Here is a 21932-nt window from a genome sequence, read left to right on the forward strand (position 1 = left end):
GGTCCGAACAGTATAGTGTTATAATAATTACTAGTAAATTTAAAGGTGGTTGCTATATGAATATATATAGTATTGACGAGCCATCATTTGTGAAAAATTTAAATGAAGAAGAGCTCGTACAGCTAGCAAGTGACATAAGAGAATTTCTCATCGAGTCATGTGCAGTAACAGGCGGCCACATCGGAGCAAACTTAGGTGTTGTTGAATTGACAATTGCACTTCATAAGTACTTTGATTCACCGTCGGATAAACTGATTTTCGATGTAGGGCATCAAGCATATATACACAAAATTTTAACAGGTAGAAGTGCGGATTTCGCCACGCTCAGACAATATAAAGGATTATGCGGATTTCCAAAAATGCGCGAAAGCGAGCATGATGTATGGGAAGCGGGCCATTCATCGACATCGCTCTCAGCTGCGATGGGTTTTGCAAAAGCACGCGATATTAAAGGTGAAAAAAATCACGTTGTTCCGATAATAGGCGACGGTGCACTGACCGGCGGTATGGCGCTTGAAGCCCTGAACCATATCGGCAGTGACAAGACGAATATGACGATTATTTTAAACGATAACGAAATGAGCATTGCGCCAAATGTCGGCGCACTTCACAATATGCTCGGACGCATGAGAACCAATACTCAGTACAACAAATTTAAACATGGTGCGGAAGGGTTTATCGAACGTCTGCCGCAGGTCGGCACGACGCTCCGGGATCTCGCTGACCGTTTTAAAGATAGTACAAAATATATGTTTGTCGACGGTATTTTCTTTGAAGAACTCGGCATTAAATATATCGGTCCTGTCGATGGTCATAATTTTGAAGATCTCGGTGCAGCGATTAAAACTTCCAAAGAATATGATGGTCCCGTTCTGATTCACGTCATTACGAAAAAAGGTAAAGGCTATCATCCAGCAGAACACGACAAGCTGGGTATCTGGCACGGACTCGGACCGTATAAAATCGATACCGGCGAAGTGCTCGGCACGAAGAAAACAGAATCGTGGAGCGCATTTATGTCGAACACTGTACTCGACCGCGCCCATCAAGATGAGACAATTGTTGCCATGACACCGGCTATGCCTGTCGGCAGCAAACTGACAAAATTCCAGAATGAACTGCCGGAACGTTTCTTTGATACCGGTATTGCTGAACAGCATGCCGTGACAATGGCAGCAGGATTAGCGGCTGCAGGCTTGAAACCGTACCTTGCAATCTATTCAACTTTCCTGCAGCGCGGTTACGACCAGCTTCTGCACGACGTTGACAGACAAAATCTCAATGTGCTTCTCGGTATCGACCGGAGCGGTCTTGTCGGTGCGGATGGTGAAACTCATCAGGGCGTCTTTGACATCAGCTTTATTGCACCGCTCCCTAATATCACATTAATGATGCCGAGAGACGAAAAAGAAGCTGAGATGATGATTGATTTATCATTTGAAACTGAAGGCCCGATGGCCATCCGCTATCCGCGCGGCAATGTCCAGGGTATCGATATGAAAGAAGACCGAAAACCGCTTAAAATCGGGAGTTGGGAAGTGCTCCGTGAAGGCCGTGATGCCGCACTAATTTCGTACGGACCGACGCTTCAGACTGTATTGGAAGCTGCTGATTCACTAAGTAAAGAGGGCATTGAAGTTAGAGTGATAAACGCACGCTTTATTAAGCCGATGGATACTGCTCTCCTTAATTCTCTCGGAGAGAGCGGAATTCCTGTATTTGTTATAGAAGAAGCAATGCTTACAGGCGGTCTCGGCAGCATGGTGTCCACCTATATGAACGATGAACTGTACACGAATAAAATTCAGCGTCTAGGGATTGATAATGAATATATCGAACACGGCGATGTGGATCTGCTGCTCCGTGATATCGGCATTACAGCAGAAAATATTGCACACCGGACTAAACAGCTGACAGGGGCATCTTATGAAGAAAATGCGAATCGATGAATATATTTTCGAACATTTTAATGTCGGTTCAATAGATGATATACAAAAATTAATTATGGCAGGGAAAGTATTAAACAATAATGAACCTGTTTATAAAGCTTCAGATAAAATTGCGCCCGAAAAAGCACAGGTCAGATTTAAAAATGTGAAGCAGTTCGTTTCGCGCGGGGGCTTAAAGTTAAAACACGCCATCGATTATTTCAGACTGGATTTAAAGGGTAAAGTAATGCTCGATATCGGCTCATCCACGGGCGGTTTTACCGACTGCGCACTCAAGCACGGCGCAAAATACGTCTATGCTGTCGATGTCGGTACTAACCAGCTCGCCTACCAGCTGAGAATTGATGAGCGGGTATCCGTGATGGAGCAGACCAATTTTAAAGAGACTGTAATCGAAAATTTCGATCCGCTCCCGGATTTCATTTCAATCGATGTCTCGTTCACATCAATTGTACCGATTCTCCGTCATATAAAAGCATTGTTTACCCATAATATCGAAATTGCAGCTTTAATTAAGCCTCAATTTGAAAGTTATCTGGAAGAACGGGAAGAGAGCGGTATTATTACAAATCTCGATACGCATTATCAGGTCCTTCAGCGTGTGCAAAAAGAATGCGAAACACTCGATTTTAATCTGTCAGCAATTGAGCGTTCTCCGATTACGGGAACTAAAGGCAATAGAGAATATCTCTTTTATCTGACAGCCGAACCAAATGAATATGCAGTAATAGACAAAGACATCAAAGCCGTCGTGTACGGCTGATGTCTTTGTTTTTGCTATGCAAAGAGAGCGGCTTATGATAATATAATGAATAAATATTCAATAACTATTTATAAAAGGGGGGATTTTAATGTCTAATAAATCAATCAGACAAATTAAAATCAGAGAAATCATTACGAATAACCGGATTGAAACCCAGGAAGAACTCGTAGATAAGCTTATCGAACATAAGTTTAATGTCACTCAGGCAACAGTGTCCCGTGACATTAAAGAACTGCAGCTGATTAAAGTTCCTTCACCGGGCGGAGAATATGTATACAGCATGCCAAAAGACAGACAGTACCATCCGCTTGAAAAACTCGGACGCTACCTGATGGACAGTTTTGTTAAACTGGACTTTACAGGCAATCTCCTCGTTTTAAAAACATTGCCAGGCAACGCCCAGTCGATCGGAGCAATTATCGATCAGCTCGAATGGGAAGAAGTTGTCGGCACAATTTGCGGAGACGATACATGTCTGTTGATCTGCCGTGATGAAGAATCACAGCAATTAATTAAAGATCGTATTTTTAATCTTATTTAACTGGGGTGTTTAATGTGCTGCTCAGATTAAGTGTGCAGAATTTTGCCGTGCTTGAAAATATTGAATTGGATTTTTCCAGAGGAATGACTGTATTTACAGGTGAATCAGGTGCCGGTAAATCTAAAATTATTGAAGCCATCAGCTATTTGGAAGGACGCCGCGCATCCGCAGATGACATACGCTACGGAAACAGCGGCGCTGTCATTGAAGGCGTCTTTGATTTTCCTGTCAATGATAAACTCAGCAGTATGCTTAATTCACTCGGTATTGAAGAAGATGAATTGTATATCGTGAGACGCGAAGTGATGGCCAGCAGTAAAAGCTTAATTAAAATTAATAATCAGATGGTCACGCTGAATAATTTAAAACAGATTATGGCACTTGTGCTGTCGATTCATTCGCAGTCGTCACAAGCTGAAGTACTGCAGAAAAATGAACAGATTGAATACCTCGATCGCTATATCGGCCTTGGCAAAGAAAGTATTTTTACCGAATACCAGCAGCACTACCAAGCTTATCAGTCGGTAAAAGAACGCATTGAAGAACTCGAATACAAAGACCGCAACCGCCTGACGCAGCTGGAACTGTTAAAAATGCAGCATGCTGAAATTTCAGCCCTTGAGCTGAAAGAAGATGAGGAAGAAGAACTTGAACATGAGTTAGAGTTTTTATCCAACTACGAAAATATTCACTGGGCACTCAGCCAGATTAAGTCGCTGCTCGTGAGCGAATATCCGCCGCAGGGCATGCTGTATGATATTAATCAGTCGCTCGATACAGTTACTAAGTTCGACGAATCATATACATCTTATAAAGATACGCTGATGGATGCATATTACCTTTTAACCGAGCTGAATTCCCATGTGTCGAATGATTTGTCATCGATCGATTACGATGCAGAACGTTTAAATGCGATTCAGTCCAGATTGAATCAGTTCAATCAGCTGAAGCGCAAATTCACAAAAACCTATTCCGGGCTGCTTCAGTTCGAGCAGGAATTGCAGGAAGATATCGATGATCTCGAAAATATTTCGCAGTCGTTCACACGGCTGGAAGAAGAACAGAAAGAACTGTATGAGAAAATGGAGCAGTCCGCAATGAAGCTTCATACATACAGGAACGAGCGCAAACACTTCTTAGAAAGCAAGCTGCGCCGCGAACTCAGTGAACTCGAAATGCCGAACGTTCAGTTTGAAATCAGCTTAAAAGAATCTCATTTTAATCCGCTCGGTTTTACCGATGTTGAGTTTTTAATTGCGACAAATAAAGGCGAACCGCTGAAGCCTATGAAGCAAATTGCTTCAGGCGGGGAAGTGTCCCGTGTCAGTCTTGCCCTCCGGACTATCTTCTCTGAGTTCGACAGCGATTCTTTGATTATTTTTGATGAAATAGATACGGGAGTCAGCGGACAGGTGGCTGCCCGCATGGTCGAGAAAATGAAACTCCTGTCCAAACAGCGCCAGGTGCTGGCGATTTCTCATCTGCCGCAGGCAGCAGCAACTGCAGACCATCTTCTCCATGTAGAAAAAGACACTGAAGGTGAACGTACGCACTCAACCGCAGCTTATTTGAATTACGAAGATAAAATCGAAGAAATTGCACGCATGATCAGCGGCTCTAAAATTACTGAAGCCGCCCGGCTTAATGCGGCAGAATTATTAAAATCCAGTGAAGATTAATCTTCACCGGATTTTTTTGCTTGTTTCATGAAACGTTCCTGGGCACGTTTATTTTTGCGTTCGCGGTACAAAAGATATCCGCCGATAAACCATATTCCAAGTGCAGTCATAATCAGACCTGCAAAAAACTGCAGGGCGGTGTAGGTAAACGGATCAATTACGATACCAAATATGCTATCCCGCATCAGTTTTATTCCGATTCCCGCAATGATGCCGGGAATAACCAGTATTATTAAAGCAACTATTTTCAGCATAATCTTCTCCTAAAATCATTTCTAAATAATATTATACAACAAAAATCGGAAAGTAAAATTTACGATTTATGAAACATGTATGAAATTAGACCTTGAATATTCTTAATTATTAAACATTTTTTAATACACTTTTCTTTTTTGAAAAATAATTGTATGCTTTTTGTAAGGGCTTTCAAAAGGGGTCTTGTAAATGTATTTATCCAAAATATTGTATAATAATTCTGAGGAGGCGAATTCATGAATTTTGATGAAATATTACAGATTAAGCCAGGCACCAAAGCATCAATAGCTCTCGTCAGAGCGACCTCAGAGGACCTGCTTGAACTGGTCATTGACACAGAACGAGAACTCGGTATAAAATGGCATCTTTTTGATGATGAACACAAGTTAAAAGAAATGTTCAAAAAAATAAATTTTGATTATACGGTACACAATATATCGATTCACCACAGTACAAATGATCAGGATGCAGCTGCTAAGGCCGGCCAGTTGCTTGCTGACGGCGGGGCAGAGGTCCTGATGAAGGGTCTTATTTCAACAAGTGTTATTTTAAAAGCAGTATTAAATAAAGAATTAAAGCTGCTGAAACAGGACCTTTTATCTCACATTGCACTGTTCAGCCTGCCGAATTACCACAAGCCGGTAATTATCAGCGATGCGGCGATGAATATCGATCCGGATACAGAAACCAAAATTAAAATAATAGAAAATACTATTACCGCAGCAGGCAAGCTCGGTATTAAAGAACCTAAAATTGCACTCATTTCTGCAGTCGAAAAAGTGAATGAAAAAATAGCTTCTACCGTCACAAATGATACAATAGTGAGGGCCTGTAATTTTAAAAAGGCAATAATCGACGGGCCTATGCAGTATGATCTTGCACTGTCAAAATCTGCTGCAGAAATTAAAGGGTACGACTCAGCTGTCGCAGGTGATGCAGATATACTCATTATGCCGCACATCGATGCGGGAAACATACTGTATAAAGCACTCGTGACGACTGCTGGCGCTCACGTGGCGGGTATGATTGCCGGACTTAAAGTCCCTTTCGTACTGACTTCACGTGCAGATTCAAAAGAAGAGAAGTATAATTCAATTAAATTGGCAATTAAAATGATGGAACACAATCAGGAGGATGTTTAATATGATTTTTACTGAAATGGAACAGGGCGACTATGAACAATTAGTATTCTGCCAGGATAAAGCAAGCGGACTTAAAGCAATTATCTGTATTCACGATACGACACTTGGGCCGGCACTCGGCGGCATCAGGTTCTGGAATTACGAACATGAAGATGAAGCAATTACGGACGTGCTCCGTCTCGCTAAAGGCATGACTTACAAAAACGCAGCAGCAGGACTCAACCTCGGCGGCGGCAAGGCAGTTGTTATCGGTGATGCATCAAAAGACAAATCAGAAGCATTCTTCCGTTCGCTCGGACGTTACATTAACAATCTCGGCGGACGCTACATCGCAGCAGAGGATGTTGGTACAACTGTTGAAGATATGGATTACATTTACCAGGAAACCGACTATGTATGCGGCGTCAGCGAAGCATACGGTTCGAGCGGCAACCCGAGTCCGTTTACAGCTCTCGGACTATTCGTTGCGACTCAGCGTACAGCTAAAGAAGCCTTCGGCAGCGATGATCTTGCAGGTAAAACTGTGGCTGTTCAGGGTGTCGGCAATGTGGCGTACAGCTTGTGTGCGCATCTGCATGAAGCAGGCGCAAAATTAATCGTAACGGATATCAACGAAGCTGCAGTGCAGCGTGCGGTCGATGATTTCGGCGCAGAAGCTGTCGGTCTTGATGAGATCTACGGTGTCGAAGCGGATATCTTTGCCCCGTGTGCACTCGGCGGAATTTTAAACGATGATACGATTCCACAGCTGAAAGTTAAAGCGATTTGCGGCAGTGCGAACAATCAGCTGCTGGACATTGAAAAACACGGCCAGGCACTCGAGGATGCGGGTATTGTTTACGCACCGGATTACGTGGTAAACTCCGGCGGTGTGATTAACGTTGCTGATGAACTGGAAGGCTACAACAAAGAACGTGCAACAGCAAAAGTCAAAGATGTATATAACCAGATAGATAAAATCTTTACGATTGCAAAAGAACAAAATATTTCACCGCAGCACGCGGCAGATCATCTTGCAGAAGCGCGTATTAAAGCGATCCAAAATGTGAAGAGTGTATACACTCAATCTGATAAAAATATCCTTTCCGGAAGAAAATAATAATGAAAAAGTTTATACTTGTATTAAATCTCGGGAGTACAACGACTAAAGTTGCGCTCTTCCGGGATTTAAATTGCCATATAGTTAAGACCTACTCCCATGACAAGGAGCTAATCAGTCAGAGTATTAACGAACAGAAAGCTGTACGCTACAATACGCTGATGATGTTTTTTTCTGAATGCGGTGTTCGGCCGGAAGAAGTCAGCATTGTCGCTTCACGCGGCGGTCTGCTTCATCCTGTTGAAGGCGGCACGTATTTAATCAACGAAGATATGCTTAAAGATTTAACGGAAGGCCGCTACGGTGACCATGCCTCAAACTTAAGCGGCATCCTCGCAGCTGACTTTGCCAAAAACTACAAAATCGAAGCTGTCATTACCGATCCGGTTGTCGTCGATGAACTGTGTGTAGAAGCTCAGTATACCGGCCTTAAAAATGTCAGAAGAACTTCCATTTTCCACGCACTGAACCAAAAAGCAGTGGCGAGAAAGTATGCTGAAAGTATAAAGAGAGATTACGAAGATTTAAATTTAATCGTCATTCATATGGGCGGCGGCATAACAGTCGGTGCGCATCACCTTGGAAAAGTAATCGATGTCAACAACGGCCTGAACGGCGACGGGCCGATGAGTCCGACACGCGCCGGAAGTATTCCGGCCGACGGCCTGCTTAAATATATAGAAGACTCCGGCCTGTCACCTTTAGATATAAATAAACTGATCTCTAAACAGGGCGGGCTATTGTCTCATTTAAACACTGAAGATATCCGCGATATAGTAGCTGATATTGAGCGCGGTGACAAGAACAGCGAAGAAGTGCTTAACGCTATGGCTTTTCAAATCGGCAAGGAAATCGGCGCTAAAGCCGCTGTACTGCACGGTGAAATCGACCAGATTATTTTTACAGGCGGCATCAGCTACAGCAGCTATGTTATGGATTTAATTAGGCCTTATATTTCATTTCTCGCACCAATAACAGTTTACCCGGGCGAACTTGAGATGGAAGCACTGGCCTACGGTGCGTATACAGTAGAACAGGACAGAAAATTGCTGAAGACATACAGAGCGGAGGAAACTCATGACTAAAAATTACGATACAGTGATTGTCGGCGGCGGCACAGGCGGTTATGTGGCTGCTATTAAACTCAGCCAGCTCGGCCACCAGGTCGCCGTTGTAGAGAAAAATAGACTCGGCGGTACATGTTTAAACAAAGGATGTATTCCGACGAAAAGTTTTTTAAAAAGTGCAGAAGTCATTAACACGATGAAAAATGCAGAGCTATACGGTATTACACCGCATAAGCCGTCATTTGAAATGGCAAATATTATTAGCCAAAAAGACAAAGTCGTTAATAAAATGCAGACCGGAATAAAATACCTGCTTGATAAAAACAAGGTGGATATTTATGAAGGGACAGCAACTGTGCTCGGTCCGTCATTATTCTCACCCTTGGCAGGCGCTGTCAGTGTCAGCTATGAAGATGAAGAAAAAGAAAGTGAAATACTCGTTAACGATTTCGTCGTTATCGCTGCCGGCTCGAAACCTGCAGAACTTCCTTTTATGCCGTTTGACGGTGAGATAGTTTTATCGAGTGATGATCTGATGTATATGGAAGATATTCCAAAGAAAATCGCAATTGTCGGCGGCGGTGTTATCGGTGTTGAATTCGCAACAATCTTGAATGCATTCGGTTCAGAAGTAACTGTGCTTGAAGCGGCGGAGCATATTCTGCCGGCAGAAGACAAAGATGTTGCACAAGCTGTTCATAAATCTCTGTCTGAAAGTGGAGTTATTATTAAGACCGGTGTTAAACTGGAAGCTGAAGGCATCGATATTAAAAAAGACAGCGTGGGTCTCGTAATCGACGGGAACACTGAAGTATTCGATAAAGCAGTCGTTGCAATCGGACGAAAAGCAAACACAGAGGAACTCGGACTTCAGAACACCAAAGTTAAAATGGATCACGGTGTGATTGAAGTTAATGAATTCCAGCAGACCAGTGAATCGCACATCTATGCGATTGGAGATGTTACTTCTTCCCAGCAGCTTGCACATGTTGCTATTGAAGAAGCTCTGATTGCAGCAGAGCATATTATGGACAATAATCCGCTTCAGCTTAATTATGACAATGTCCCGAGATGTATCTATACATCACCGGAAGTTGCTTCGATTGGTCCGACCACTCAGCAGTTAAAAGAAAAGAATACAGAGTTTAAAACACATAAATTGCCGCTCTCGGCAATAGCGAAAGCAGTCATCGAAGATGGCGGGGAAGGCTTCATTAAATTGAACGTCTCACCCGAAGGAGATATTCTCGGCGCCTCCATAGTAGGTGCGCATGCGACCGAACTGATTAATCAGCTGTCGCTCGCGAAATTTATGGATGCTTCGGCGCTTGAATTGTCGAGCGCGGTATTTGCCCATCCATCTGTCGGAGAAATTATTAAAGAAATTGGACTTGATGCCGAAGGTATCGCAATTCACGTTTAGGAAGGTGAAATTCTTGTTATCACATAAAGAAACAGATTTAACAGAAACAGATTTACAGGATATGTACAGAACAATGCTGCTATCACGTCGTCTTGATGAGCGGATGTGGCTCTTAAACCGCGCAGGAAAGCTGCCCTTTGTCATTTCATGCCAGGGACAGGAAGCAACTCAGGTGGGTGCGGCCTTCGCACTCGACAAAGAAGTCGATATTATCAACCCTTATTACAGGGATCTTGCGCTCGTGACGCATTTTGGAATGACGCCGGAAGAAATGATGCTGTCAGCCTTTGCCCGCGGTGCAGATGTGCAGAGCGGGGGACGCCAGATGCCGGGGCATTTCAGCAAGAAAGCGAGCAATATTATGACTCAGGGATCTGCTGTAACGACTCAGATTCCGCATGCAGTCGGCGCGAGCTACGTCTTTAAAATGGACGGTGAAAAACGTGTCTCTCTTGCAACGCTTGGGGAAGGTTCAACATCACAGGGTGATTTCCACGAAGGATTAAACTTTGCCGGTGTGCACAAACTGCCGTTTATCTGCCTGATTGAAAACAATAAATATGCAATCAGCGTACCGGCACACCTCCAGTATGGCGCAGACAAATTATCGGACCGGGCAGTCGGCTACGGCATGCACGGGGAACAGGTCGACGGCAACGATCCAATCGCTGTCTACAAAGTGATGAAAGAAGCGAGAGACCGGGCAGTTAACGGTGAAGGCGCATCTTTAATCGAAGCAATGTCCATTCGTTTAACACCGCACTCATCAGACGATGACGATAAATACCGTGAAGCTGATGAGCTTCAGAAAAATAAAAAAGATGACTGTCTGGAGTCATTTAAGCTCTATCTGCTCGAGGAGAAAGTTATCGACGAAGCATGGCTTGAAACAGTGGAAGCTGAAATTAAAGATACTGTAAACAAGGCGACGAAAGCCGCCGAAGCTGCCCCTTATGCAGCACCTGAACACACTTTAAAACACGTTTATGAGGAGGTAAACAATGGCTAAATTGTCTTATCTCGATGCAATTCGCGATGCCTTGTTTGTTGCGATGGAACAGGATGATAATGTATTTGTACTCGGTGAAGATGTCGGTAAAAAAGGCGGCGTCTTTAAAGTCACAGAAGGACTGCAGGAGAAATTTGGAGAAATGCGCGTCCTCGATACTCCGCTTGCTGAAAGCAATATTGTCGGTACGAGTGTCGGCGCTGCAATGATGGGTAAAAGGCCTGTCGCTGAAATACAGTTTGCAGAATATATTCTGCCCGCAGTCAACCAGATATTAAATGAAGCGGCTAAAGTCCGTTACCGTTCGGATAACGACTGGAACGCGCCTATGGTTATCCGCGCGCCGTTCGGCGGAGGTATTCATGGGGCTCTGTATCATTCGCAGTCGATTGAATCGATCTTCGTCTCTACACCGGGACTTAAAGTTGTCGTGCCTTCAACACCGGCAGATGCGAAAGGTTTATTGATGGCGGCTATTAAAGACAACGACCCGGTCTTATTCTTTGAACACAAAAAAGCTTACCGGCTTTTAAAAGGCGAAGTGCCTGAGGGTGATTATACGATCCCTCTCGGTAAAGCGGACGTTAAACGCGAAGGTGATGATATTACTGTCATTACTTACGGACTGTGCGTCAATTACGCTATGCAGGCGGCAGAACAGCTGTCAAAAGAAGGATACGAAGCGGAAATCCTTGATTTACGCACCCTTTATCCTCTGGATAAAGAAGCAATTATTAAAGCAGCTTCGAAGACAGGGAAAGTGCTGCTGGTAACTGAAGATAATCTCGAGGGCAGCCTGATCAGTGAAGTATCGGCAATTATCGGTGAAAACTGTCTTTACGATCTCGATGCGCCGATTATGCGCCTTGCGGGGCCGGATGTGCCGTCGATGCCTTATGCACCGCCGATGGAAGATTATTTTATGATGAATCCTGATAAAATTTACAATAAAATGCTCGAACTCAGCGAGTATTAAGAGGTGACAGACATGACGGAAATTACAATGCCTAAACTCGGGGAAAGCGTAACCGAGGGAACGATAGAAAACTGGCTGGTTAAAGTAGGAGACAGAGTCAGTGAATACGACCCGGTCTGCGAAGTCAATACAGCGAAAGTAACAGCTGAAGTGCCGTCGGTGCATGACGGTGTCATTACGGAAATACTTGTGGCCGAAGGTGAGACTGTCGATGTCGGCGCACCAATTTATAAAATTGATATTGACGGGGGAGCTGACGGAAAACCGGCAGCGGAAGAAGAAGTATCTGAAACCGCTGAAAATAAACCTGAAGAAGAAGCCGTTAGACCAAATAAGCCTGATGTTAAAGAGCAGTCAGGCGGCCGGAGATTATCGCCGGTCGTCATGCGTTTAATCGGTGAGCACGGTATCGATATCGAAGAACTCGAGGGAACCGGCTTTAACGGGCGCATTACTAAAAAAGATGTCGAGAAGTATCTCGCTGAAGGACCGGTTAAACAGCAGGAACAAGCTGTAAACCCACCGACAGCTGAAAAAGAAAGACCAGCGGTCCCTGAGAGAGAATCATCGGTTAAAAGCGGTGAATCGATTAAAGTATCCGGCGTGCGGAAGGAAATTGCCAAACGCATGGTTCAGTCGAAAACTGAAATACCGCATGCCTGGCTGATGATGGAAGTGGATGCAACGAATCTCGTTAATCTGCGCAATAAACACAAGGCACGTTTTAAAGAGCAGGAAGGTTACAATTTAACTTTCTTCAGCTTTTTCGTAAAAGCTGTGTCGGAAGTGCTGAAAGACTATCCGATTCTGAACAGCTCGTGGGACGGCGATACGATTACTGTCCACGATGATATTAACTTATCCATCGCAGTCGCGAATGAAGATAAGCTGTTCGTACCGGTGATTAAAAATGCCGATGAGCGCTCCTTAACAGGCATCGCGAAATCTATCAGCACGCTCGCCCATAAAGCGCGTTCGAACCAATTAACAGGCGATGATATGTCTGGCGGAACGTTTACTGTGAATAACACAGGCGCCTTCGGTTCAATTCAGTCGATGGGAATTATTAATCAGCCTCAGGTGGCAATTCTGCAGGTGGAATCCATTGTGAAGAAACCGGTGTTTATCGGAGATATGCTCGCAGCGCGCCATATGGTTAATTTGTGCCTGTCAATCGACCACCGTGTGCTCGACGGATTAGTCGCAGGGCAGTTCCTTAAAGCTGTGAAAGAAAAAATTGAGAATCTCGATCCGGATACAGATTCGGTTTATTAACTTTACAAACACTCATACGCTCGCTAAAATAAACAGTACTGACATGACTTTTAATGAGTCGTATAAAGGAGATTTTCAAAATGGATTTAGACTTTAATTTATACATGCAGGATTTAGTTCAGAATGCGCGTAAAGAATTAACAGACGTCGGGTATACAGAAATGCTTACACCGGATGACGTCGAAGCACACTTAAACAAAGAGGGTACCGCACTTGTTATGGTTAACTCTGTGTGCGGCTGTGCCGGCGGTATTGCACGCCCTGCAGCTATTCATTCGTTAAATTACGACAAGCTTCCGGATCAGGTTCTGACAGTATTTGCAGGCCAGGATAAAGAAGCAACTGAACAGATGCGTGACAAAGCACCTGATTATTTACCATCATCTCCATCATTTGCGTTCTTTAAAGACGGTAAAATCGTCGATATGATTGAACGCCACGAAATTGAAGGCCATGAAATCATGAGCGTTATTACCGGACTGCAAGCGTGGTTTGAAGAACACGGTAAAGAAGCATAAGAAAATAAAACACCCTCAACTATTTATTGAGGGTGTTTTTACACTGATTTTAAAATGAAGTTAAGTAGCTGACACCCATTAAGAGGCCGGAAACTACTATAAGAATAATCATAAACCAGATTATATATCTTTGTACTTTTTTATTTTGCATGCGCCCATCACCTTTAAGAATTTATTGTTACAATAACTATACATGAAGATAAATCAATATATCAACTGCTGGAGGCATAATTTTATGAATAAAGAACGTCTGACAGAACAATTTTTAGAAATCGTGCAAATAGACTCAGTCTCAGGACAGGAAAGAAAAGTAGCGGACTACCTGCTTAATCTTCTAACCGAAATCGATCTTGCCGGTTTCGAAGATAATACCCAGGATGTAACAGGCTACGGAGCAGGCAACTTAATCTTTACGCTAAAAGGTGAAGAAAACATCTCACCGGTAGCGTTTATGGTGCATATGGATACAGTTACGCCGGGAATCGGCGTTAAACCTCATATCGAGGACGGCTATGTATATTCAGACGGCACGACAATTTTAGGCGCTGACGACAAAGCGGGTATTTCTGCAGTCATCGAAGCGGTACGCGTGCTGAAAGAAGAAAATATTCCCCACGGCGATGTTGAAGTCATTATTACAGTGGGCGAGGAAACAGGCTTAGTCGGAGCGAAAGCGCTGGATATTAAAAATATTAAAAGTAAGTTCGGCTACGCTGTCGACGGGACAGGTGAAGTCGGTACAATTGTTAACCGTGCACCGTCTCAGACAAAAATTAAGGCGCAGATATACGGTAAGAAAGCACATGCTGGCATCGAACCTGAAAAAGGTATCAGTGCAATTAACCTTGCTGCCAAAGCAATCAGCAAGATGGATCTCGGACGTATCGATGAAGAAACGACATCAAACATCGGAACGATCCAGGGCGGCCAGGCGACGAATATCGTTGCTGATAATGTGGAGATTTTAGCGGAAGTGCGCAGTTTATCAGATGAAAAACTTCAAGCAGAATCCGAGAAAATCAAAACCGCCTTTGAAGAAACAGCAGCGGAATACGGCGGCAGCGCTGATGTCGAGGTTGATCTTATGTACCCGTCACTGCACGCACCAAAAGAAGACCCTGTTATCACAACAGCAGCAGAAGCAATTGAGAATATCGGCAGAGAAACTGACATTATCAGTCTCGGCGGAGGCAGTGACGGCAATATCTTCCACGGCCAGGGTGTACCAACGGCAATTTTAGGAGTGGGATACGAATATATTCACACGACAAGCGAACGTATGCCGCTTGAAGAATTGTACAAAATGACGGAACTGATTGTTGAAATTGTTAAAGTGCACTATAAAAATGAGAGTAAATAATTTTGAGCCGGGGCGGAAATCCCGGCTTTTTATCTGGGATTTTCGCGCTCATGTATATGTATTTCTTTATACGTATGCATGAGACTTCCTCATGTATATGCAAATGTTTATACGTGTGCATGAAGACTCATCATGTATATGCAAAAAGAGATACATAGGCGTGAGGCTTGTTCATGACTACGATTAAAGGTTTACGTATATATGAGATTCCGTCATACCTACGTAAACGGAAATACGTATACATGAGAACCGCTTGCTGCCACTCACCTCAGGCTGATAAACAATAATCAACCGCATAAAGGAACCGGCTTGAGTCGTACAACAACAAAACCCGCTAAAAATCATAAGATTTTCAGCGGGTTTCATCAATTATTCATCTAAAGCCTGCCACACCTGGATTTTTGTTCCGGGGTCTTCAAAGGAATAAGTAGGTTTAATTAATTCGAGTGAAAAGTCACATGTCATATTAACATCTTCACGGAAATGCCATCTTCTGAATATATATTCGTACACTTTATCGATGGCAGCACCCGGGTCGCCGGATGTTTCAAATATTTCATAGTTCATCGATTCGGTAAAAGTTTCGTCAAAGGGGGTGTGCTGATAGCTTGCCGTCCCGACGAAGATTTCCATTTCTCCGTCGATAAACCGCTCCTGGACAAAGATTCCTTTTACAAAACCGTCGTTGTATCTTAAGATTTCATCGATCAGTCCATCGCGCTCAAGAATTTTTAGAAACTTGTATTTATAGTCGGGCTGATATGAGTTAATATCAAAATACTGAGCAATGCCAATCAGCCGAAAGCTTTCGACAAAGCTTCTGTAAGAAGGATATTTCGGTTTTTTCGTCGGCACCACTTCAAAGGAAATATAATCCAGCAGATCCATCTTTTTAATATGACGTTCTGTTTCATGCACTGGAATACCGAAGGTTCTCCTGTATACTTTTTTGAAAGCATCAATATCGCGGTAACCGTAATATTTAGTAATATCAACGAGGCGTCTGTGCCCCTGGTAAACTTCGTAGGCAATTTCCGTCATACATCGTTTTTCCTGATACTGGGATGGTGTCATTCCAACGAGCGAAGTAAATATCGTCATAAATGATTTCTGTTCCACGCCCATATTTTCCAAAACCTCACCAAAATCTATATTTTCTCTGAGGTGGTCTTCTATATATACGATAAATCTTTCTACAAATCTGATCGTTTCCATGTCATCACCTATACTTAATGTACTCTTATTTATTATTCCACCCGCGGGTAAAAAACACAACTGATTATATGATATAATAAAACAATTAATTAACGAGGTGTCGAAATGAAATTTACTGTTTTGGGGTCGGGAGCAGGGCTGCCGTCTAAAGATAGAAATACGCAGAGTTTTGTCATTGACTGCGTGCTTGAATACAATGAATATATTTTAATCGATGCCGGTGAGGCTCTGCAGCACCGCATCCTTCATACTCATATTAAACCATCTAAGATAAAAAATATATTTATAACGCATCTGCACGGCGATCATATTTTCGGTCTTCCCGGATTTTTATCGTCGAGAGCTTTTCAGGGCGGGGAAGGAATTCCTCTTAAAATTTATGGACCTGCGGGTCTTTGTGAATGGTTGGAGACGACTTTCCGTATTTCTGAGAGCACACTCAATTATCCGCTTGAAATCATCGAAGTAGAGGCTCATATGAATATTCGGCTGAACAATTTTGATGTTCATGTGCTGCCCTTATCACACGGCATTGATTCTTTTGGTTACATCTTTAAAGAAGATGACAAAATAGGAGAGCTTCAGACGGATAAACTCCGCGAAATCGGCTTAAAACCAGGCCCTGTTTATGGAGAGATTAAGTCGGCTGAAACTTTCATTGTCGATAATACAGTGTATAAGTCGGCGGATTTTATCGGAGAAACGATAAGAGGACGCAAGATTACAGTGCACGGAGATACACGATTAAACAGTGATGAGGAGTATTTGAATCTAATCCGCAACTCTGACCTCGTTGTTCACGAAGCTACATTTTTAAAAAATGAAAGAGAAAAAGCACATGATTATTTCCATTCGGAAGTTAATCAGGTGCTGGATACTTTTAAAGATATTAATTACAAAGAGCTCTTAATTGTGCATATAAGCAGCCGCTATACTGATGAGGATATTAAAGAAGTCGCAGCCTTGCTTGAAGGCCGCGCAGTTATTGCTTATGACTATTTTGAACTTCCCATCCCGCGTAACGTGAAATAAAATCGGCGACCGTCTGACGGTACTGTTTCGGATTGCGGTTGTAGCTTTCTACGTGATTGCCGCGCTCCGGATACCACTGTTCTTTCGGTCCTTTTTTCTTGTTATAGAGCTCGATGCTTGCTTCGTAGGGAATAAATGAATCCCGTTTCGAATGAATAAACAGAACGGGCTGTTCTATTTTATCGACAACTTTAACCGGTGATACGTGGTACAAGCTGAACTTGCTTCTTAATTTCAGGAAAACATAGGTGAACAGCAGTACTACCGGTGATGCAACCCGGGAATACGAAGTATAGATATGCGCGAGCTGATCTCTGAACTTCGCAAAAGATGCGTCTGATATATAAAATTTTGCTTTGTTCGACAGTTCGCCCGCATACAGCAGCGTGGTTGCGGCACCCATGGATTCACCATGCACCCCGAATTCAATATCATCACCGTAATTGTCGAGGAGGTATTCAATAACTGTTTCAAGGTCAAACTTCTCGTAAAAGCCGTAAGTTGAATCGACACCGCCTGAGTCGCCGTGACGGCGCGCATCGTAAACAACACAGTTAAAGCCCATATCTTTAAATAAATTGACGTATTTGGTTGAACTCAGCTTGTTTTCGGATACGCCGTGGCAAATAACTATCCATTTGTTTGTCTCATTCGGGTAAATGAAGGAGGCGCTGATATCATAGCCGAATCTTGACGGTACGTTTACGATGTCTTTAGGAAGCTGCTCGTACTCTTCCATATTCATCCGTTTTGCACGCGTTTCGCGGCGTTTAATAATTTCAACGTCTCTCAGTTTAAAAAACATAATCTGGCTCGAAGCAAAGTAGCCGAGCGATATAAACATCACAGCTGCCGACATGAAGAGGGCGGCAAGCCATTTGGAAAAACTTTTCATTGTGATCCTCCATTCTTATAACAACCATTATTATATCACCTGTATAAAAATTTCAAATCGTTATTTTTACAACTTAATGTGATATATTTAATATAATTATTGAAAAGCGGTGATTAATATTTCTAACGAACATTTAATAGAGAAGACACGTTCTAAAGAAGATATATATGATGGTAAAATAATCGACGTCAAAAAACTGGCCGTGGAATTGCCGAACGGCAATGAAGCATACAGAGAAGTCGTTTACCACAAAGGTGCAGTCGCTGTTATTGCGACGGGCAGTGAATGTATGTATTTCGTCAAACAGTTTAGAATTTCAACTGAAGAAGTACTGCTGGAAGTGCCGGCAGGAAAAATTGAAATTGATGAGCATCCCGATGACACAGTGAAAAAAGAACTGAAAGAAGAAATCGGCGGGGAGTCCGGCGATATTAAAAAACTGTATGAATTTTATGTTTCTCCCGGATTCTCAAATGAATTGATTCATTTATATGAAGCAAAAGAAGTTTCCTTTGGTGATTCTCAATTGGAAGATGACGAATTTTTAGATATCGTTAAAATTCCGCTGACAGAATTAAAAGAGAAAATGCATAACGGCCAGTTCAGAGACGGTAAAACACTAGTTGCTGTCCACCATGTGCTTCTGTCCAGAGGTTATTTGTAATTATTATAAATAACTTTTAAAATACTGAGAAGTTATGTATAATTGTTATCAATAAGATTATGAAAGTTAGAAGGTGCAGTTGTGGAAAAAAGAATTGAGCGCATTAAAGAAGCATTGCACGATGCTCGGTATAAACTAACTCCACAGCGGGAAGTCACTGTGAGAGTGCTGCTTGAAAATGAGAGCTCTCATTTGAGTGCTGAAGATGTTTTTATGAAAGTAAAAGATAAATACCCGGAAATCGGACTGGCAACAGTCTACCGTACGCTCGAGCTCTTAAACGAATTGAATGTACTCGATAAGGTTAATTTTGGCGACGGCGTTTCAAGATACGACCTCAGAAAAGAAGGTGCCCAGCACTTTCATCATCATTTAATTTGCATACATTGCGGCTCGGTGGAAGAAATCGAAGAAGATTTACTGACCGATGTTGAAAAAATCGTTGCTCGCGATTTTAATTTCGAAATCATCGACCACCGTTTAACTTTCCACGGTGTCTGCAAGTTATGCAAAGGGAAAGAAGGAAGCACAGATGCTTAACCGTTATATCGATGAATACTTGACCTATCTGAAAATCGAAAGAGGTTTAAGCGATGCATCGATATCATCATACAAACAGGATTTAAAACAATACAGTCAATATTTAACTGATGAAAATGTTACGGGTGTCGACCAGATTACGACAGAAATCCTCGTAACATTTTTACAGTTTTTATCGCTCGGCGGCAAAAGCAACAAAACCATCAGACGTATCCAGTCGACGCTCAGAAATTTCCATCAGTTTTTGCAGCTCGAGCAGGTAATCGAGACGAATCCTGCGCTCCGGCTCAATACGCCGAAAGAAGAACGCGAGCTGCCGGTTGTGCTGTCCGTTGAAGAAATGGAAACGCTGCTGCATTCACCTGATTCGACTGCCCAGGGCATACGCGACAACGCAATAATGGAACTGCTGTACGCGAGCGGACTCAGAGTCAGTGAACTGATTAATTTAAAGCTCAGCGACTTGAATCTGGACATGGGTTTTATTCGTGTATACGGCAAGGGTGATAAAGAAAGAATTGTTCCGACGACCGAATATGTTGCAGATAAATTAAATAATTATATAAAAAATCAGCGTTTAACATTATTAAAGCATGAAAATACTGATATACTGTTTCTTACGAACAGAGGTAAAGGTTTCACCCGTCAGGGATTATGGAAGACCATTAAAAAGTATGTGCTGATCAGCGGCATCAATAAAAATATTACGCCGCACACATTCCGGCATTCTTTTGCCACGCATTTAATTGAGAACGGCGCAGATCTCCGCGCGGTTCAGGAAATGCTCGGTCATTCCGATATATCCACAACGCAGGTGTACACACAAATCTCTGCAAGCAAAATCAGAGAAATGTACAAGCAGTTCCATCCAAGAAAGTAGGTAAATTTATTATGTACAAAAAAATTCATTTAATCGTTCTCGATTCTGTCGGCATCGGGGAAGCTCCTGATGCTGAAGATTTCGGAGACGTCGGTACACATACTTTAAAACATACGCTGGAAGCACATCCGAATACGCTGCCGAATCTCGCGAAACTCGGGCTAGGCAATATCGAAGCACTGCCGGGTGTTGAAAAAACTGAAAATACAACAGGTTTTTATACCAAGATGCAGGAAGTATCGAAAGGTAAAGATACGATGACCGGGCACTGGGAAATTGCCGGTCTGAATATCGATACAGCTTTCAAAGTCTATCCTGACGGATTTTCAGATGAACTGCTGGAAAAAATCACCGAAGCAACAGGACGCGGCATCGTCGGCAACAAACCGGCGAGCGGTACCGATATTATCGAAGAATACGGTGAGCATCAGATGGAAACAGGAGATCTGATTATATACACATCAAACGACCCTGTTCTTCAAATCGCAGCGAATGAAGAAGTTATTCCACTCGAGGAAATTTACGAAATCTGTGAAAAAGTACGCGAAATGACAAAAGACCCTGAGTTTTTAGTCGGCCGTGTTATTGCACGTCCGTTTGTCGGTTCTAAAAAAGGTGAATTTAAGCGTACCGAAAACCGTCATGACTATGCACTGAAACCATTCGGCAAAACTGTGCTGGACGCGCTTAAAGATGATGGCAAAGATGTTATCGCAATCGGCAAGATTAACGATATCTTTACAGGCAGCGGAATCACAGATGCAGTCCGTACGAAAAATAACGATGACGGAGTCGATAAGCTTCTGCAGGTCATGGACCGCGACTTTAACGGGTTATCATTCCTGAATCTGGTGGACTTTGACGCGGAATACGGTCACCGCCGCGATCCTGAGGGCTACAGCAATGCCTTAAAAGCATTTGACGACAGACTGCCTGAACTTACCGGCAAACTGACAGAAGACGATCTTTTAATTATTACAGCAGATCACGGAAATGATCCTACTTATACGGGGACAGACCACACGAGAGAATATGTTCCGCTTTTAATCACGACAGGCAAAGACCTGGACTTTGGCGAGATTAACCAATGCGGCACCTTCAGCAACATCGCAGCAACAATTGCTGAAAACTTCGGTGTGGACTACGAAACACACGGCCAGAGTTTCTTAAAGGAATTAAAATAAATGAATAAAGCAAAATACATTATCTTTTTCGGCATCCTCCTTATGAGTATTATATGGGGATTCATCTATTGGATATTTGTTGTTTAAGTTAAATAAGAAAGATGGATAAACGGTCTGAACACCTTTATTTTAAGGTGTTTGGGCTGTTTTTTGTTTTCAGAGGGCAGCAGGGAGGTCTCATGTATATGCAATCTGACAATCGTAGGCATGAGGGTTGCTCATGTATATGCAAACTGATTATCGTTGGCATGAGGGGGTCTCATGTATATGCAAACTGATTATCGTTGGCATGAGGGGGTCTCATGTATATGCAATCTGATTATCGTTGGCATGAGGGTTGCTCACGTATATGCAAGCTGACAATCGTAGGCATGAGGGGGTCTCATGTATATGCAATCTGATTATCGTAGGCATGAGGGTTGCTCATGTATATGCAAACTGATTATCGTAGGCATGAGGGTTGCTC

At 42.9% G+C, this 21932-nt stretch carries 22 protein-coding genes; 18 read left to right on the forward strand and 4 right to left on the reverse strand.

Features of this window, described 5'->3' with window-relative positions; genetic code table 11:
* The first annotated feature begins 56 nt into the window (after positions 1–56).
* From dxs to recN, 4 genes are all read left to right on the forward strand, one after another.
* Positions 57–1949: a 1-deoxy-D-xylulose-5-phosphate synthase gene (gene dxs, locus IR135_RS03515; RefSeq protein ID WP_135096765.1), complete on the forward strand. Its 1893-nt coding sequence runs from the start codon at positions 57–59 to the stop codon at positions 1947–1949.
* Positions 1927–2712 (forward strand): TlyA family RNA methyltransferase, encoded by a 786-nt coding sequence (locus tag IR135_RS03520; protein WP_135096767.1) that lies wholly within the window; start codon positions 1927–1929, stop codon positions 2710–2712. The genes dxs and IR135_RS03520 overlap by 23 nt, the downstream gene beginning before the upstream one ends.
* Positions 2713–2800: 88 nt before the next feature.
* The gene (gene ahrC / locus IR135_RS03525) at positions 2801–3253 is read left to right on the forward strand and encodes a transcriptional regulator AhrC/ArgR (protein WP_115884348.1); all 453 of its coding nucleotides are present in this window, start codon (positions 2801–2803) and stop codon (positions 3251–3253) included.
* Positions 3254–3267: 14 nt separating this feature from the next.
* Positions 3268–4932 carry a DNA repair protein RecN gene (gene recN, locus IR135_RS03530; protein ID WP_135096769.1) on the forward strand — a complete coding sequence of 555 codons (1665 nt, stop codon included), beginning with the start codon at positions 3268–3270 and terminating at the stop codon, positions 4930–4932.
* On the opposite strand, the gene IR135_RS03535 is transcribed toward recN, so the two are convergent.
* Entirely contained in the window at positions 4929–5186 is a 258-nt protein-coding gene (locus IR135_RS03535) for a DUF2627 domain-containing protein (RefSeq protein ID WP_115884346.1), read from the reverse strand. The genes recN and IR135_RS03535 overlap by 4 nt on opposite strands.
* Positions 5187–5423: 237 nt before the next feature.
* On the opposite strand from IR135_RS03535, the gene IR135_RS03540 reads away from it, so the two are divergent.
* From IR135_RS03540 to IR135_RS03575, 8 genes are all read left to right on the forward strand, one after another.
* Positions 5424–6329, forward strand: coding sequence for a phosphate acyltransferase (locus IR135_RS03540; protein ID WP_135096771.1), 906 nt, complete (start codon positions 5424–5426; stop codon positions 6327–6329).
* A gap of 1 nt (position 6330) precedes the next feature.
* Positions 6331–7428, forward strand: a complete 1098-nt coding sequence (locus IR135_RS03545; protein ID WP_135096773.1) for a Glu/Leu/Phe/Val family dehydrogenase — start codon at positions 6331–6333, stop codon at positions 7426–7428.
* A 2-nt stretch (positions 7429–7430) separates the two neighbouring features.
* Entirely contained in the window at positions 7431–8513 is a 1083-nt protein-coding gene (buk, locus tag IR135_RS03550; protein WP_135096775.1) for a butyrate kinase, read from the forward strand.
* A complete protein-coding gene (gene lpdA, locus IR135_RS03555) occupies positions 8506–9918 on the forward strand; it encodes a dihydrolipoyl dehydrogenase (protein WP_135096777.1) in 1413 nt (470 codons plus the stop codon). Before buk ends, lpdA begins: the two co-directional genes overlap by 8 nt.
* Positions 9919–9931: 13 nt before the next feature.
* On the forward strand, positions 9932–10927 hold the full coding sequence (locus IR135_RS03560) for a thiamine pyrophosphate-dependent dehydrogenase E1 component subunit alpha (protein ID WP_318272256.1): 996 nt from the start codon (positions 9932–9934) through the stop codon (positions 10925–10927).
* Entirely contained in the window at positions 10920–11903 is a 984-nt protein-coding gene (locus tag IR135_RS03565; protein WP_115884340.1) for an alpha-ketoacid dehydrogenase subunit beta, read from the forward strand. The genes IR135_RS03560 and IR135_RS03565 overlap by 8 nt, the downstream gene beginning before the upstream one ends.
* Positions 11904–11915: 12 nt before the next feature.
* On the forward strand, positions 11916–13178 hold the full coding sequence (locus IR135_RS03570; protein ID WP_135096779.1) for a dihydrolipoamide acetyltransferase family protein: 1263 nt from the start codon (positions 11916–11918) through the stop codon (positions 13176–13178).
* 80 nt (positions 13179–13258) lie between these two features.
* A complete protein-coding gene (locus tag IR135_RS03575; protein WP_135096781.1) occupies positions 13259–13696 on the forward strand; it encodes a BrxA/BrxB family bacilliredoxin in 438 nt (145 codons plus the stop codon).
* Positions 13697–13745: 49 nt separating this feature from the next.
* On the opposite strand, the gene prli42 is transcribed toward IR135_RS03575, so the two are convergent.
* Positions 13746–13847 carry a stressosome-associated protein Prli42 gene (gene prli42 / locus IR135_RS03580; RefSeq protein ID WP_162842266.1) on the reverse strand — a complete coding sequence of 34 codons (102 nt, stop codon included), beginning with the start codon at positions 13845–13847 and terminating at the stop codon, positions 13746–13748.
* Between the two features lie 84 nt (positions 13848–13931).
* Between prli42 and IR135_RS03585 the strand changes: the two genes are divergently transcribed.
* A complete protein-coding gene (locus IR135_RS03585; RefSeq protein ID WP_135096783.1) occupies positions 13932–15056 on the forward strand; it encodes a M20/M25/M40 family metallo-hydrolase in 1125 nt (374 codons plus the stop codon).
* A gap of 369 nt (positions 15057–15425) precedes the next feature.
* Here IR135_RS03585 and IR135_RS03590 read toward each other — a convergent pair whose 3' ends face one another.
* Positions 15426–16271 carry a helix-turn-helix domain-containing protein gene (locus IR135_RS03590; RefSeq protein WP_135096785.1) on the reverse strand — a complete coding sequence of 282 codons (846 nt, stop codon included), beginning with the start codon at positions 16269–16271 and terminating at the stop codon, positions 15426–15428.
* 105 nt (positions 16272–16376) lie between these two features.
* Here IR135_RS03590 and rnz point away from each other — a divergent pair, with 105 nt between their 5' ends.
* Positions 16377–17303 carry a ribonuclease Z gene (gene rnz / locus IR135_RS03595; RefSeq protein WP_135096787.1) on the forward strand — a complete coding sequence of 309 codons (927 nt, stop codon included), beginning with the start codon at positions 16377–16379 and terminating at the stop codon, positions 17301–17303.
* Here rnz and IR135_RS03600 read toward each other — a convergent pair.
* Positions 17254–18198, reverse strand: coding sequence for an alpha/beta hydrolase (locus IR135_RS03600; RefSeq protein ID WP_135096789.1), 945 nt, complete (start codon positions 18196–18198; stop codon positions 17254–17256). The two genes, rnz and IR135_RS03600, sit on opposite strands and share 50 nt — an antisense overlap.
* Before the next feature lie 109 nt (positions 18199–18307).
* On the opposite strand from IR135_RS03600, the gene IR135_RS03605 reads away from it, so the two are divergent.
* The 4 genes from IR135_RS03605 to deoB all read left to right on the forward strand — a co-directional run bounded on the left by IR135_RS03605 (position 18308) and on the right by deoB (position 21466).
* Positions 18308–18862: an NUDIX hydrolase gene (locus tag IR135_RS03605; protein WP_318272258.1), complete on the forward strand. Its 555-nt coding sequence runs from the start codon at positions 18308–18310 to the stop codon at positions 18860–18862.
* 81 nt (positions 18863–18943) lie between these two features.
* Positions 18944–19402: a Fur family transcriptional regulator gene (locus tag IR135_RS03610; RefSeq protein WP_135096791.1), complete on the forward strand. Its 459-nt coding sequence runs from the start codon at positions 18944–18946 to the stop codon at positions 19400–19402.
* Positions 19395–20282: a site-specific tyrosine recombinase XerD gene (xerD, locus tag IR135_RS03615; RefSeq protein ID WP_135096793.1), complete on the forward strand. Its 888-nt coding sequence runs from the start codon at positions 19395–19397 to the stop codon at positions 20280–20282. The genes IR135_RS03610 and xerD overlap by 8 nt, the downstream gene beginning before the upstream one ends.
* Positions 20283–20293: 11 nt before the next feature.
* Positions 20294–21466, forward strand: a complete 1173-nt coding sequence (gene deoB, locus IR135_RS03620) for a phosphopentomutase (RefSeq protein ID WP_135096795.1) — start codon at positions 20294–20296, stop codon at positions 21464–21466.
* Positions 21467–21932 lie beyond the last annotated feature (466 nt).

The sequence above is a fragment of the Jeotgalicoccus nanhaiensis genome, from assembly GCF_015235105.1.
Lineage (GTDB): Bacteria > Bacillota > Bacilli > Staphylococcales > Salinicoccaceae > Jeotgalicoccus > Jeotgalicoccus nanhaiensis.